General features: G+C 70.0%; 8 protein-coding genes and 1 tRNA gene. All 9 read left to right on the top strand.

What is annotated here, in order from left to right; all coding sequences use genetic code 11:
• Positions 1 to 156: 156 nt before the first annotated feature.
• The 9 genes from ACWDCZ_RS06725 (at position 157) to ACWDCZ_RS06685 (ending at position 14094) form a co-directional block, all read left to right on the top strand.
• Positions 157 to 1035 (top strand): hypothetical protein, encoded by an 879-nt coding sequence (locus ACWDCZ_RS06725; RefSeq protein WP_049651980.1) that lies wholly within the window; start codon positions 157 to 159, stop codon positions 1033 to 1035.
• Positions 1036 to 1434: 399 nt separating this feature from the next.
• Positions 1435 to 1998, top strand: coding sequence for a 50S ribosomal protein L10 (gene rplJ / locus ACWDCZ_RS06720; protein ID WP_045693068.1), 564 nt, complete (start codon positions 1435 to 1437; stop codon positions 1996 to 1998).
• 85 nt (positions 1999 to 2083) lie between these two features.
• Positions 2084 to 2467, top strand: a complete 384-nt coding sequence (gene rplL / locus ACWDCZ_RS06715; protein ID WP_198959424.1) for a 50S ribosomal protein L7/L12 — start codon at positions 2084 to 2086, stop codon at positions 2465 to 2467.
• Between the two features lie 699 nt (positions 2468 to 3166).
• Entirely contained in the window at positions 3167 to 6643 is a 3477-nt protein-coding gene (gene rpoB / locus ACWDCZ_RS06710; RefSeq protein WP_074003975.1) for a DNA-directed RNA polymerase subunit beta, read from the top strand.
• A 98-nt stretch (positions 6644 to 6741) separates the two neighbouring features.
• Positions 6742 to 10635: a DNA-directed RNA polymerase subunit beta' gene (locus tag ACWDCZ_RS06705; protein ID WP_074003974.1), complete on the top strand. Its 3894-nt coding sequence runs from the start codon at positions 6742 to 6744 to the stop codon at positions 10633 to 10635.
• A 190-nt stretch (positions 10636 to 10825) separates the two neighbouring features.
• Positions 10826 to 10899, top strand: a tRNA-Met gene (locus ACWDCZ_RS06700).
• Between the two features lie 130 nt (positions 10900 to 11029).
• Complete coding sequence (locus ACWDCZ_RS06695) at positions 11030 to 11770, top strand: SIR2 family NAD-dependent protein deacylase (protein ID WP_375876148.1); 741 nt, start codon at positions 11030 to 11032, stop codon at positions 11768 to 11770.
• A 90-nt stretch (positions 11771 to 11860) separates the two neighbouring features.
• On the top strand, positions 11861 to 13075 hold the full coding sequence (locus ACWDCZ_RS06690) for a cytochrome P450 (protein ID WP_449815385.1): 1215 nt from the start codon (positions 11861 to 11863) through the stop codon (positions 13073 to 13075).
• On the top strand, positions 13072 to 14094 hold the full coding sequence (locus tag ACWDCZ_RS06685) for an ADP-ribosylglycohydrolase family protein (protein ID WP_449815414.1): 1023 nt from the start codon (positions 13072 to 13074) through the stop codon (positions 14092 to 14094). Before ACWDCZ_RS06690 ends, ACWDCZ_RS06685 begins: the two co-directional genes overlap by 4 nt.
• Positions 14095 to 14107: the final 13 nt, after the last annotated feature.

Genomic DNA, 14107 nt, shown 5'->3' with positions numbered 1-14107 from the left:
CGCCCCGGACCGGAGCCCCGGCGCCGGTCCGGGCTCGGCCGACCCGGTGGACCCGCCCGCCCGAGGGGGGCCGCCACCGGGCCGGTCGGAGACGGGTGGCAAGGTGGCCGGAACGGGGCCGCCGTCGGACGGGGGCGGACGAGAGGGGAACGGACGATGGCGGCACGGCAGCGCTTGGCGGCGGTGGCCGTCGTCGCCCTGCTGACCAGCGGGCTGAGCGGGTGCGGCGGGGGCGGGGAGACGTCCGCCACGCCGTCCGGCAGCCCGAGCCTGAGCAGCGCCTCGCCGTCCACCGCCTCCCCGAGCGCCCAGGCCAAGCCCACCGACCGCTCGCCGCACGGGGTGCTGCTCTCCGCCCAGCTGGCCATGCAGACCGCCCGGCGGGCCAAGGTCAGCTACCGGCTGGGCCCGGACGCCGGGTCCGGCCCGCTGTTCTGGCAGCCCAAGACCGCGCTCCAGATCAAGCGCTCCACCCCCGCCGAGGCCGAGCAGCTGATCGTCGTGGACACCGTCGCCTACCAGGGCGGGGACGCCGCCACCGCGGCCAGGCAGGGCGGCCGGCACTGGGAGCGCTTCACCGTCCCGCCGGACGCGGACGGCCACAAGGAGGTCCCGTACGCCGGGCTGATCGACCTGCTGAACCCGGTCGAGGCGCTGACCGCGGCCACCGCCGAGGGGACGGACCCGGTCTTCGTCGGCGAGGAGAAGTTCGAGGACTCGACCGTCGAGCACTACCGGGTCGCCACCACCGCCGAGAAGTACGCGGCCGCCCAGGCCCAGCTGACCGCGGCCCGCCGGGACGGCCTGCGGGCCGCGCTCTCGCCCGGCGGCTCGGCCTCGCTCACCCTGGACCTCTGGCTCAACGACAAGGACCAGCTGGTCCGGCTCCAGCGGACCGGCACCGGGGACAGCGGCCGGCAGGACGACTCGGTGCTCTACACCGACCTCGCCGGGGCGCTGCTCTCGGCGCAGGCGCCGGCCGAGTCGGACACCGTGGACACCGGCGTCCGGACGGTCTCCCCGCTGGCCCGCTGAGCCGCCGGCCCGCCGGCCCATCGGCCCGCCGCACTGACGACCCGTGCCGCGGCGACCCCGGGGGACGCCCCGTCCGAGGGCGATTTGCACCTGGTGAGGGGCTCCGGTTACTGTTGCCGAAGCCAAAGACCGCTGGTTGTCGCCGCGCCCGTCAGGGATCGGTGGCCGAAGGATCTGCGCTTCGTCGCAGGCAGCCCGCGCAGGTGTGTCTGGAGCTTCGACTTCCGGGTCCGCGTTCGCGCGATCGCCCGTCGAGGTCGTCACGAGCCCCGTGCGCCTGCGCACCGGGGCTCATTGCGTTTTCGCAGGAGCTTTCCTTCCCTCCAGTCGGTCCGCGGCGACCCAGGTCGACTTTTGCGGTCGGCCCGACTTCGACATCACGGAAGGAGGCGTAAGCCTATGGCCAGGCCCGACAAGGCTGCCGCCGTCGCCGAGATCACGGACAAGTTCCGTGGCTCCTCCGCGGCGCTGCTGACCGAGTACCGCGGTCTCTCGGTGAAGCAGGTCAAGACCCTGCGTCGCTCGCTCGGCGACAACGCCGAGTACGCCGTGGTGAAGAACACGCTGACCAAGATTGCGGCCAATGAGGTCGGGATCACGGAGCTCGACGACCTGTTCAACGGTCCGACGGCTGTCGCCTTCGTCACCGGTGACCCGGTGGAGTCGGCGAAGGCTCTGCGTGACTTCGCCAAGGAGAACCCCGCTCTCATCATCAAGGGCGGTGTCCTTGACGGTAAGGCGCTGTCCGCCGATGAGATCAAGAAGCTCGCGGACCTCGAGTCCCGCGAGGTGCTGCTCGCCAAGCTGGCGGGTGCCCTGAAGGCCAAGCAGTCCCAGGCTGCCGCGCTCTTCCAGGCCCTGCCGTCGAAGCTCGTCCGCACTGTGGACGCGCTGCGCGACAAGGTCGAGCAGGGCGGTGCCGGTACGCCGGCTCCCGCCGCCGAGGACGCGGCCGCCGAGTAATTCGGCAGGCTCACGCCTCGCTGCGGGCCCGTGCCCGCCCAACCCGTACATACGGCACCACCTGCCGATTTAGTGGAAGGACGCCATCATGGCGAAGCTGACCCAGGACGAGCTGCTCGCGCAGTTCGAGGAGCTCACCCTCATCGAGCTCGCTGCCTTCGTGAAGGCCTTCGAGGAGAAGTTCGACGTCACCGCTGCCGCCCCGGTCGCCGTTGCCGCCGCCGGTGGCCCGGCCGCCGTTGAGGCCGTCGAGGAGCAGGACGAGTTCGACGTCATCCTCGATGGTGCCGGCGACAAGAAGATCCAGGTCATCAAGGAGGTGCGCACCCTGACCTCCCTCGGCCTGAAGGAGGCCAAGGACCTCGTTGACACCGCTGGTGCCAAGGTCCTGGAGAAGGTTGCCAAGGACGTTGCCGAGAAGGCCAAGGCCGCCCTCGAGGGTGCCGGCGCCAAGGTCACCGTCAAGTGACTTCTCGCCCCCTCTGAGGGGGCCTGAAGCCGGGCCGATCACCCTTGCGGGTGGTCGGCCCGGCTTTTTCGCGTTCCCGGGCCCCTGGGCCGGGCGCGGGGCCCCGTTCCGCCGCCCCCGGCCGGCCCGGTCCACCGGTGTGGCCGAACGCCCACTCGGCACCGTCGGTGCCGGACGGTATGGTGATCACCGTCGTCGAGGGCGGCCCCACCACGGCTTCTGTAACGCCGAGGGGGTCGCGGTCGATAGACCGGTCGAGGCCCGCACCGTCGGCGGGCCCTTGACGAACCCGGCGGGGCGCGCGATTCTCAAGGCGCGAGTCCGCCCGGTTGGTCCGCTACTGGATGCATAACCAGTGGCTCCGGCGGGAAATGACTCCACGTGAGTTAGAGCAGTACCCGGTGGGCGTCCGCGCTCGCCGGCTACCGGGAGGAGTCTCCGATTCGGTCTCCGAATCAGAGCTGGACAGCAGTGTGGCCATTGGCTACACTGTCCCTTTGCGCTGCCTGTTAGCTGCTCCGTGACTCGTCGCCCGGAGTTTGCGTTGCCCTGAAGGGGTCTGGCATCGCCTCCGCAAAGCGGCTCTGACCTGGGACTTCGATCCCGGCGGAGGCCAGTGGCGAGGAGGCGGGACCAAGCCCGTGAAGGCCCGGCTGGTACGCGCGTAGTGAGCTCCGAGCCCTCGGAAGGACCCCCCTCTTGGCCGCGCCGCGCAACGCCTCGAACAATTCCGCCGCATCCACCGCCCCGCTCCGCGTCTCGTTCGCGAAGATCAAGGAGCCCCTCGAGGTCCCCAACCTCCTGGCCCTGCAGACCGAGAGCTTTGACTGGCTGCTCGGCAACGCGGCCTGGAAGTCCCGGGTCGAGGCGGCCCTGGAGAGTGGTCAGGACGTCCCCACGAAGTCCGGTCTGGAGGAGATCTTCGAGGAGATCTCCCCGATCGAGGACTTCAGCGGGTCGATGTCGCTGACCTTCCGCGACCACCGTTTCGAGCCGCCGAAGAACTCCATTGACGAGTGCAAGGACCGCGACTTCACGTTCGCGGCCCCGCTCTTCGTCACCGCCGAGTTCACCAACAACGAGACCGGTGAGATCAAGTCTCAGACGGTCTTCATGGGCGACTTCCCGCTCATGACCCACAAGGGCACGTTCGTGATCAACGGCACCGAGCGTGTCGTCGTGTCGCAGCTGGTCCGCTCCCCGGGTGTGTACTTCGACTCCACCCTGGACAAGGTGTCCGACAAGGACATCTACTCCTGCAAGGTCATCCCCTCGCGTGGTGCCTGGCTGGAGATGGAGATCGACAAGCGCGACATGGTCGGCGTCCGCATCGACCGCAAGCGCAAGCAGTCCGTCACCGTGCTGCTCAAGGCGCTCGGCTGGACCAACGAGATGATTCTCGAGGAGTTCGGCGAGTACGAGTCGATGCGCGCCACCCTGGAGAAGGACCACACCCAGGGCCAGGACGACGCGCTGCTGGACATCTACCGCAAGCTGCGCCCGGGCGAGCCGCCCACGCGCGAGGCCGCGCAGACGCTTCTGGAGAACCTCTACTTCAACCCGAAGCGCTACGACCTCGCGAAGGTCGGCCGTTACAAGGTCAACCGCAAGCTGGGCAACGCCGAGTCGCTGGACTCCGGCGTGCTCACCGAGCCCGACATCATCGGTGCGATCAAGTACCTGGTGAAGCTGCACGCGGGCGAGACCGAGTGGCGTGACGACGAGGGCCGCGACATCGTGGTCGAGGTCGACGACATCGACCACTTCGGCAACCGCCGCCTGCGCAACGTCGGCGAGCTCATCCAGAACCAGGTCCGTACGGGTCTCGCCCGTATGGAGCGCGTCGTGCGCGAGCGCATGACCACCCAGGACGTCGAGGCGATCACGCCGCAGACCCTGATCAACATCCGGCCGGTCGTCGCCTCCATCAAGGAGTTCTTCGGCACCAGCCAGCTGTCGCAGTTCATGGACCAGACGAACCCGCTGTCGGGCCTGACCCACAAGCGTCGTCTGTCCGCGCTCGGCCCCGGCGGTCTCTCCCGTGAGCGCGCCGGCTTCGAGGTCCGTGACGTGCACCCCTCGCACTACGGCCGCATGTGTCCGATCGAGACGCCCGAAGGCCCGAACATCGGTCTGATCGGCTCGCTGGCCTCGTACGGCCGGGTCAACGCGTTCGGCTTCATCGAGACGCCGTACCGCAAGGTCGTCGACGGTGTGGTCACCGAGAAGGTCGACTACCTGACGGCCGACGAGGAGGACCGCTACGTCATCGCCCAGGCGAACGCCCCGCTGACCGCGGACCTGCACTTCGCCGAGCCGCGTGTCCTGGTCCGCCGCCGTGGCGGCGAGATCGACTACATCCCGGGCTCCGAGATCGACTACATGGACGTCTCGCCGCGCCAGATGGTGTCGGTCGCGACCGCCATGATCCCGTTCCTCGAGCACGACGACGCCAACCGCGCGCTCATGGGCTCGAACATGATGCGCCAGGCGGTGCCGCTGCTGAAGAGCGAGGCCCCGCTGGTCGGTACCGGCATGGAGTACCGCTGCGCCGTCGACGCCGCGGACGTCATCACCGCCGAGAAGGCCGGTGTCGTCCAGGAGGTCTCGGCCGACTACGTCACCGTGGCCAACGACGACGGCACGTACACCACGTACCGCGCCGCCAAGTTCACCCGCTCCAACCAGGGCACCGCCTTCAACCAGAAGGTGCTCGTGGACGAGGGCGCCCGGGTCGAGGTCAACCAGGTGCTGGCCGACGGCCCGTGCACCGACGAGGGCGAGATGGCCCTCGGCAAGAACCTGCTCGTGGCGTTCATGTCGTGGGAGGGTCACAACTACGAGGACGCGATCATCCTGTCGCAGCGCCTCGTGCAGGACGACGTCCTCTCCTCGATCCACATCGAGGAGCACGAGGTCGACGCCCGTGACACCAAGCTCGGCCCCGAGGAGATCACCCGGGACATCCCGAACGTCTCCGAGGAGGTCCTGGCCGACCTCGACGAGCGCGGCATCATCCGCATCGGCGCCGACGTCGTCACCGGCGACATCCTGGTCGGCAAGGTCACGCCCAAGGGCGAGACCGAGCTGACCCCGGAGGAGCGCCTGCTCCGCGCGATCTTCGGCGAGAAGGCCCGTGAGGTCCGCGACACCTCGCTGAAGGTGCCGCACGGTGAGTCCGGCAAGGTCATCGGCGTCCGCGTCTTCGACCGCGAAGAGGGCGACGAGCTGCCCCCGGGCGTCAACCAGCTGGTCCGCGTCTACGTGGCCCAGAAGCGCAAGATCACCAACGGTGACAAGCTCGCCGGCCGTCACGGCAACAAGGGCGTCATCTCGAAGATCCTGCCGGTCGAGGACATGCCGTTCCTGGAGGACGGCACCCCGGTCGACATCATCCTCAACCCGCTGGGTGTCCCGTCCCGAATGAACCCGGGACAGGTCCTGGAGATCCACCTCGGGTGGCTCGCCAAGCAGGGCTGGGACGTCTCCGGCCTCGCCGACGAGTGGGCCCAGCGCCTCCAGGCGATCGGCGCCGACACGGTCGAGGGCGGCACCAACCTCGCCACCCCGGTCTTCGACGGCGCCCGCGAGGACGAGATCACCGGCCTGCTGGACAACACCACCCTCACCCGTGACGGTGAGCGCCTGGTGAACTCCACCGGCAAGGCCCGGCTGTTCGACGGCCGCTCCGGCGAGCCGTTCCCGATGCCGGTCTCGGTCGGCTACATGTACATCCTCAAGCTGCACCACCTGGTCGACGACAAGCTGCACGCCCGCTCGACCGGTCCGTACTCGATGATCACCCAGCAGCCGCTCGGTGGTAAGGCGCAGTTCGGTGGTCAGCGCTTCGGTGAGATGGAGGTGTGGGCCCTCGAGGCGTACGGCGCCGCCTACGCGCTCCAGGAGCTGCTCACCATCAAGTCCGACGACGTCCTCGGCCGCGTCAAGGTCTACGAGGCCATCGTCAAGGGCGAGAACATCCCCGAGCCCGGCATTCCCGAGTCCTTCAAGGTCCTCATCAAGGAAATGCAGTCGCTCTGCCTCAACGTGGAGGTGCTGTCCTCGGACGGCCAGTCCATCGAGATGCGGGACTCCGACGAGGACGTGTTCCGCGCCGCCGAGGAGCTCGGCATCGACCTGTCCCGGCGCGAGCCCAGCAGCGTCGAAGAGGTCTGACGGAGGTTGGGCCGGCCGCAGCAGCGGCCGGCCCGCCCCCAGGCCCCCCTCAGACCACATGAACGACTCTCGACTTACGAAAGAGGGCTTGACGACCAGTGCTTGACGTCAACTTCTTCGACGAGCTCCGCATCGGCCTGGCCACCGCCGACGACATCCGCCAGTGGTCGCACGGCGAGGTCAAGAAGCCGGAGACCATCAACTACCGCACCCTGAAGCCGGAAAAGGACGGGCTCTTCTGCGAGAAGATCTTCGGCCCCACCCGGGACTGGGAGTGCTACTGCGGTAAGTACAAGCGCGTCCGCTTCAAGGGCATCATCTGCGAGCGCTGCGGCGTCGAGGTGACCCGCGCCAAGGTGCGCCGCGAGCGGATGGGCCACATCGAGCTGGCCGCCCCGGTCACCCACATCTGGTACTTCAAGGGCGTGCCGTCCCGCCTGGGCTACCTGCTGGACCTGGCGCCGAAGGACCTCGAGAAGGTCATCTACTTCGCCGCCTACATGATCACCTGGGTCGACGACGAGCGCCGCCAGCGCGACCTGCCGTCCCTGGAGGCGCACGTCTCGGTCGAGCGCCAGCAGATCGAGAACCGCCGCGACTCCGACCTCGAGGCCCGCGCCAAGAAGGCCGAGACCGACCTGGCCGAGCTGGAGGCCGAGGGCGCCAAGGCCGACGTGCGCCGCAAGGTGCGCGAGGGCGCCGAGCGCGAGATGAAGCAGCTGCGCGACCGCGCGCAGCGCGAGCTCGACCGCCTCGACGAGGTGTGGGCCCGCTTCAAGAACCTCAAGGTCCAGGACCTCGAGGGCGACGAGCTGCTCTACCGCGAGCTGCGCGACCGCTTCGGCACCTACTTCTCCGGCTCGATGGGCGCGGCGGCCCTCAAGGACCGCCTCGAGACCTTCGACCTGGCGGAGGAGTCCGAGCGCCTGCGCGAGATCATCCGCACCGGCAAGGGCCAGAAGAAGACCCGTGCGCTCAAGCGCCTCAAGGTCGTCTCCGCGTTCCTGCAGACCACCAACAAGCCCAACGGCATGGTGCTGGACTGCGTCCCGGTCATCCCGCCGGACCTGCGTCCGATGGTGCAGCTGGACGGTGGCCGCTTCGCGACCTCCGACCTGAACGACCTGTACCGCCGCGTCATCAACCGCAACAACCGCCTGAAGCGCCTGCTCGACCTCGGTGCCCCCGAGATCATCGTGAACAACGAGAAGCGCATGCTCCAGGAGGCCGTCGACGCGCTGTTCGACAACGGCCGCCGCGGCCGTCCGGTCACCGGCCCGGGCAACCGCCCGCTGAAGTCCCTCAGCGACATGCTGAAGGGCAAGCAGGGTCGTTTCCGTCAGAACCTCCTCGGCAAGCGAGTCGACTACTCGGCCCGTTCGGTCATCGTCGTCGGCCCGCAGCTCAAGCTGCACCAGTGCGGTCTGCCGAAGGCCATGGCGCTGGAGCTCTTCAAGCCGTTCGTGATGAAGCGCCTGGTGGACCTGAACCACGCGCAGAACATCAAGTCGGCCAAGCGCATGGTCGAGCGCGCCCGTCCGGTCGTGTGGGACGTCCTCGAAGAGGTCATCGCCGAGCACCCGGTCCTGCTGAACCGTGCGCCCACCCTGCACCGCCTCGGCATCCAGGCCTTCGAGCCGCAGCTGGTCGAGGGCAAGGCCATCCAGATCCACCCGCTCGTCTGCACCGCGTTCAACGCGGACTTCGACGGTGACCAGATGGCCGTCCACCTGCCGCTCTCCGCGGAGGCGCAGGCCGAGGCCCGCATCCTGATGCTGTCCTCGAACAACATCCTGAAGCCGGCCGACGGTCGCCCCGTCACCATGCCGACCCAGGACATGGTGCTCGGTCTGTTCTTCCTGACCTCGGACCGCGACAACGTGAAGGGCGCCGGCCGCACCTTCTCGTCGACCGCCGAGGCGATCATGGCCTTCGACGCCCGCGACCTGGACGTCCAGGCCCCGATCGAGCTGCGCCTGCCGGCCGGCACCGTCCCGCCGCGCGGCTGGACCCCGCCGGTGGACGAGGAGGGCCAGTCCGGCTGGTTCGACGGCGAGCCGTTCCGCCTGACCACCACCCTGGGCCGCGCGCTCTTCAACGAGCTGCTGCCCGAGGACTACCCGTTCGTCGACTACGAGGTGGGCAAGAAGCAGCTCTCCGCGATCGTCAACGACCTGGCGGAGCGCTACCCCAAGGTCGTCGTCGCGGCGACGCTGGACAACCTGAAGGCGGCCGGCTTCCACTGGTCGACCCGCTCGGGCGTCACCGTCTCGATCTCGGACGTCGTCGTCCCGCCGAACAAGCCCCAGATCCTGGAGGGCTACGAGGCGAAGGCGGAGAAGGTCCAGCGTCAGTACGAGCGCGGCCTGATCACCAACGACGAGCGCAAGCAGGAGCTCATCGGCATCTGGACCCAGGCGACCAACGAGGTCGCCGAGGCCATGAACGAGAACTTCCCGAAGACGAACCCCATCTTCATGATGGTCGACTCGGGTGCTCGTGGAAACATGATGCAGATGCGCCAGATCGCCGGTATGCGTGGTCTGGTGTCGAACGCCAAGAACGAGACCATCCCGCGACCCATCAAGGCGTCGTTCCGTGAGGGTCTGTCCGTGCTGGAGTACTTCATCTCCACCCACGGTGCCCGTAAGGGTCTGGCCGACACCGCCCTCCGTACCGCCGACTCCGGCTACCTCACCCGTCGTCTGGTCGACGTCTCCCAGGACGTCATCATTCGCGAGGAGGACTGCGGCACCGAGCGCGGCCTGAAGCTGGCGATCGGCTCCGTGGGCCCGGACGGCGTGCTGCGCAAGGCCGACGACGTCGAGACCAGCGTCTACGCCCGCATGCTGGCCGAGGACATCACGGTGGACGGCAAGCTCCTCGCCACCGCCAACACGGACCTCGGCGACGTCCTGATCGACGAGCTGATCCGCCACGGCATCGGCGAGGTCAAGACCCGCTCGATCCTGACCTGTGAGTCGGCCGTCGGCACCTGCGCCATGTGCTACGGGCGCTCGCTGGCCACCGGCAAGCTGGTCGACATCGGTGAGGCGGTCGGCATCATCGCCGCCCAGTCCATCGGTGAGCCCGGTACCCAGCTGACCATGCGTACCTTCCACACCGGTGGTGTGGCCGGTGACGACATCACCCAGGGTCTGCCGCGTGTCGTCGAGCTCTTCGAGGCCCGTACCCCCAAGGGTGTGGCCCCGATCTCGGAGGCGCAGGGCCGGGTCCGGATCGAGGACACCGAGAAGACCCGCAAGCTGGTCGTCACCCCGGACGACGGCAGCGACGAGATCGCCTACCCGGTCTCGAAGCGCGTGAAGCTGCTGGTCAGCGAGGGCGAGGCGGTCGAGGTCGGCCAGAAGCTGACCATGGGTGCCACCAACCCGCACGACGTCCTGCGCATCATGGGCCAGCGTGCCGTCCAGGTCCACCTGGTCGCCGAGGTCCAGAAGGTCTACAACTCGCAGGGTGTGTCGATCCACGACAAGCACATCGAGATCATCATCCGGCAGATGCTCCGCCGCGTGACGATCATCGAGTCGGGCGACGCCGAGCTGCTGCCCGGCGAGCTGGTCGAGCGCGGCCGCTTCGAGCAGGAGAACCGCCGCGTCGTCGCCGAGGGCGGTCACCCCGCCTCCGGCCGTCCGCAGCTGATGGGTATCACCAAGGCCTCGCTGGCCACCGAGTCCTGGCTGTCGGCCGCCTCCTTCCAGGAGACGACCCGGGTCCTCACCGACGCGGCGATCCACGCCAAGTCGGACCCGCTGCTGGGCCTCAAGGAGAACGTCATCCTCGGTAAGCTCATCCCGGCCGGTACGGGTCTGCCCCGCTACCGCAACATCCGGGTCGAGCCGACCGAGGAGGCCAAGGCCGCGATGTACTCGGCCGTCGGCTACGACGACTACGACCTGTCGCCCTTCGGCGCCGGCTCCGGCCAGGCGGTCCCGCTGGACGACTACGACTACGGCCCGTACACCGGCTGAGTCGCGCGTCACTGACGCAGGGCGGTCACCCCTCACGGGGTGGCCGCCCTGCGGCGTTCCCGGGGGCCCTCAGGGGCCTTCGGGGCGGGCCGGGCAGCCGGACCCGCCGGGGGCGGCGGGGAGCCTTCAGGGGGCGGACGGAAGCCGATTAGGTCATTCGGCGGAAGTCGCGTAGAGTCGTGTTTACCGACGCGGGGTGGAGCAGCTCGGTAGCTCGCTGGGCTCATAACCCAGAGGTCGCAGGTTCAAATCCTGTCCCCGCTACAAAGAAGAAGGGCCCGGAGGCATCAAGCCTCCGGGCCCTTCGGCGTTTCCCGGGCCGGGGCGTTCGCGGGGCCGGCGCCCCCGGAATTTCGGTGGCCGGGGCCGGGCCGCCGCCCGTACCGTCCGGGGTATGAACGCGAAGCGTCCCCTGATCGCCGTGCTCACCGGCGCGGGCATCTCGACGGACTCCGGCATCCCCGACTACCGCGGCCCGCAGGGCCTGTGGCAGAAGGACCCGTCGGCCGAGGAGCTGGTCACCATCGGGCCGTACCGGGACGATCCGCAGGTGCGCCGGAGGGCCTGGCGGATGCGGCTGGAGACGGGCGCGCTGGCCGCCGAGCCGAACGCCGGGCACCGGGCGCTGGTCGACCTGGAGCGCTCCGGTCTGCCGCTGCGGGTGCTCACCCAGAACATCGACGGGCTGCACCAGAAGTCCGGGCTGCCCGCCCGCAAGGTGCTCGAACTGCACGGCACGGCCCGGGAGACGCAGTGCCTGCGCTGCCGGGTGGTCGGGCCGATGGCGGAGGCGCTGGCGCGGGTCGAGGCGGGGGAGCCGGACCCGGCGTGCCGGGCCTGCGGGGGGATCCTGAAGCCGCGCGTGGTGATGTTCGGCGAGAACCTCGACCCGGAGGTGCTCGGGCAGGCCGACGCGATCGTTCGGGCCTGCGACGTGTTCATCGCGGTCGGCACCAGCCTCCAGGTGTTCCCGGTGGCGGCGCTGCCGCTCGACGCGGTGAGGAGCGGGGCGGAGCTGATCATCGTGAACGGCGAGCCGACGCCGTACGACGGGGCCGCGGCCGAGGTGATCCGGGAGCCGATCTCCCGGGCGCTCCCGGAGCTGGTGCGCCGACTTGTCCTGGAGCGGGCCTGAGCAGGGGCCGGAAGGGTCATATTCCCGGACGTACCGCGTGCGTACGATGATCCTTCCGGCTTCCCCCCTCTGGCCTGGAGTGATCGACCGATGACGACGACGGCGAAGTTCGACCCCTGGTCGGCGGCGTTCGTGGCCCACCCGTACGACGCGTACGCCGAGCTGCGCGAGCACGCGCCGGTGACGTACTTCGAGCCGACGAACCAGTGGCTCGTCTCCCGCCACGAGGACGTCAGCGCCCTGCTGCGCGACCGCCGGCTGGGCCGCACCTACACCCACCGCTTCAGCCACGCGGAGTTCGGCCGCCCCGAGCCCGACCCGGCGCACGAGCCCTTCCACACCCTCAACGACAACGGGCTGCTGGACCTGGAGGCCCCCGACCACACCCGGATCCGCCGGCTGGTCTCCAAGGCCTTCACCCCGCGCATGGTCGAGGGCCTGCGCCCCACCGTGCGGCGGCTGGCCGGCGAGCTGGTCGACGAGCTGCTCGCGGCCGGCGGCGGCGACCTGATCGCCACCGTCGCCGAGCCGCTGCCGGTCGCCGTGATCGCCGAGATGCTCGGCGTGCCGGAGGGCGACCGGCACCTGCTGCGGCCGTGGTCCGCCGACATCACCGGGATGTTCGAGCTCAACCCCGGCGAGGAGGCCGCCCGCCGGGCCGTCACCGCCAGCACCGAGTTCTCCGACTACCTGCGCACCCTGATCCGCGAGCGCCGGGCGGACCCGGGCACGGACCTGATCAGCGCGCTGATCCAGGCCCAGGAGGGCTCCGACGCGCTCAGCGAGCAGGAGATGATCTCCACCTGCGTGCTGCTGCTCAACGCCGGCCACGAGGCGACCGTCAACACCACCGGCAACGGCTGGTGGGCGCTGTTCCGCAACCCCGGGGAGCTCGCCCGGCTGCGCGGCTCGGTGGACGAACTGCTGCCCACCGCCGTCGAGGAACTGATGCGCTGGGACACCCCGCTGCAGATGTTCGAGCGCTGGGTGCTGGAGGACATCGAGGTGCGCGGCGTCACCGTCCCGCGCGGCGCCGAGATCGCCCTGCTCTTCGGCTCCGCCAACCGTGACCCCGAGCGCTTCGCCGACCCGGACCGCCTCGACCTCGGCCGCACCGACAACCCGCACATCACCTTCGGCGCCGGAATCCACTTCTGTCTCGGCGCCCCGCTTGCCAGACTGGAGCTCACCGAGTCCTACGGCACCCTGCTGCGCCGGGCGCCGGGCCTGCGGCTGGTCCGCGAGCCCGAGTGGAACCCGGGCTACGTGATCCGGGGGCTCAAGGAGCTGCTGGTCGAGGTCTGACGACTGAGGGGGAGAGGGCCGTGGGCAAGGCGACAGGGGCGCTGCTGGGGCTGGCGATCGGGGACGCGATCGGTCGGCCGACCGAGTTCAAGAGCGTCGAGGTGATCGCTGCCGACCAGCCGGACTGGCGGCAGCTCCCGTTGCCGCAGCGGGCGTTGGTCACCGACGACACCCAGATGACCCTCGCCCTCGGCCGCGGCCTGCGCACTGCCTTGGCGCGCGGGCCGCTCACCCCCCTCCGGCTGGTGCGGCCCGTCCGCGAGGAGTTCGTCGACTGGTGGCGCTCCCCGCAGAACAACCGCGCCCCCGGCATGACCTGCCTGCGCGCCTGCGAGCGGCTCAGCCACGACGAGTACCGCTGGCAGCAGGCCAGCGACGTCGGCTCCAAGGGCTGCGGCGCCAACATGCGGGTCGCCCCGATCGGGCTGATCCGCGAACTGGACGCCCGGCAGCTCTCCGGCGCCGCCCAGCTGCAGTCCGCGCTCACCCACGGCCACCCGACCGCGCTCGCCGCCGGCGACCTCACCGCGTACGCCGTCCGCAAGCTGGCCGAGGGCGTCCCGCCCGCCGGGCTGCCGGCGGTGCTGCGGGCGTACGCGCTGGCGAGCCGCGAGCGCTACGACGAGTTCTGGCTCGGCGACCTCGCCGACCGCTGGTACGGCAGCTCCCCGCAGGCCGTCATCGCCCGCGGCTGGGACGACTGCCTCACGGTGCTCGACCAGCTGGAGGCCGCCCTCGCCGCCCCCGACGTCGAGGCCGACCCCTGCCTGGCCACCGGCGAGGGCTGGGTCGCCGAGGAGGCCTTCGGCACCGGCCTGCTCTGCTTCCTGCTGCTGCCCGACGACCCGGTCGCCGCCGTCCGCCGGGCCGCCTACTCCAGCGGCGACTCCGACTCCCTCGCCTGCCTGGCCGGCGCCTTCGCGGGCGCCCACCACGGCGAGGCGGCCTGGCCGGCCGACTGGGTGGAGCGGATCGAGCACCGGGACGAACTGCTGGAGCTCGGGGCGCTCTGGGACTGACGCCGTACGGGCC

The sequence above is a fragment of the Kitasatospora sp. NPDC001225 genome (assembly GCF_053597855.1).
This window is presented reverse-complemented; position numbering and strand designations above follow the sequence as displayed.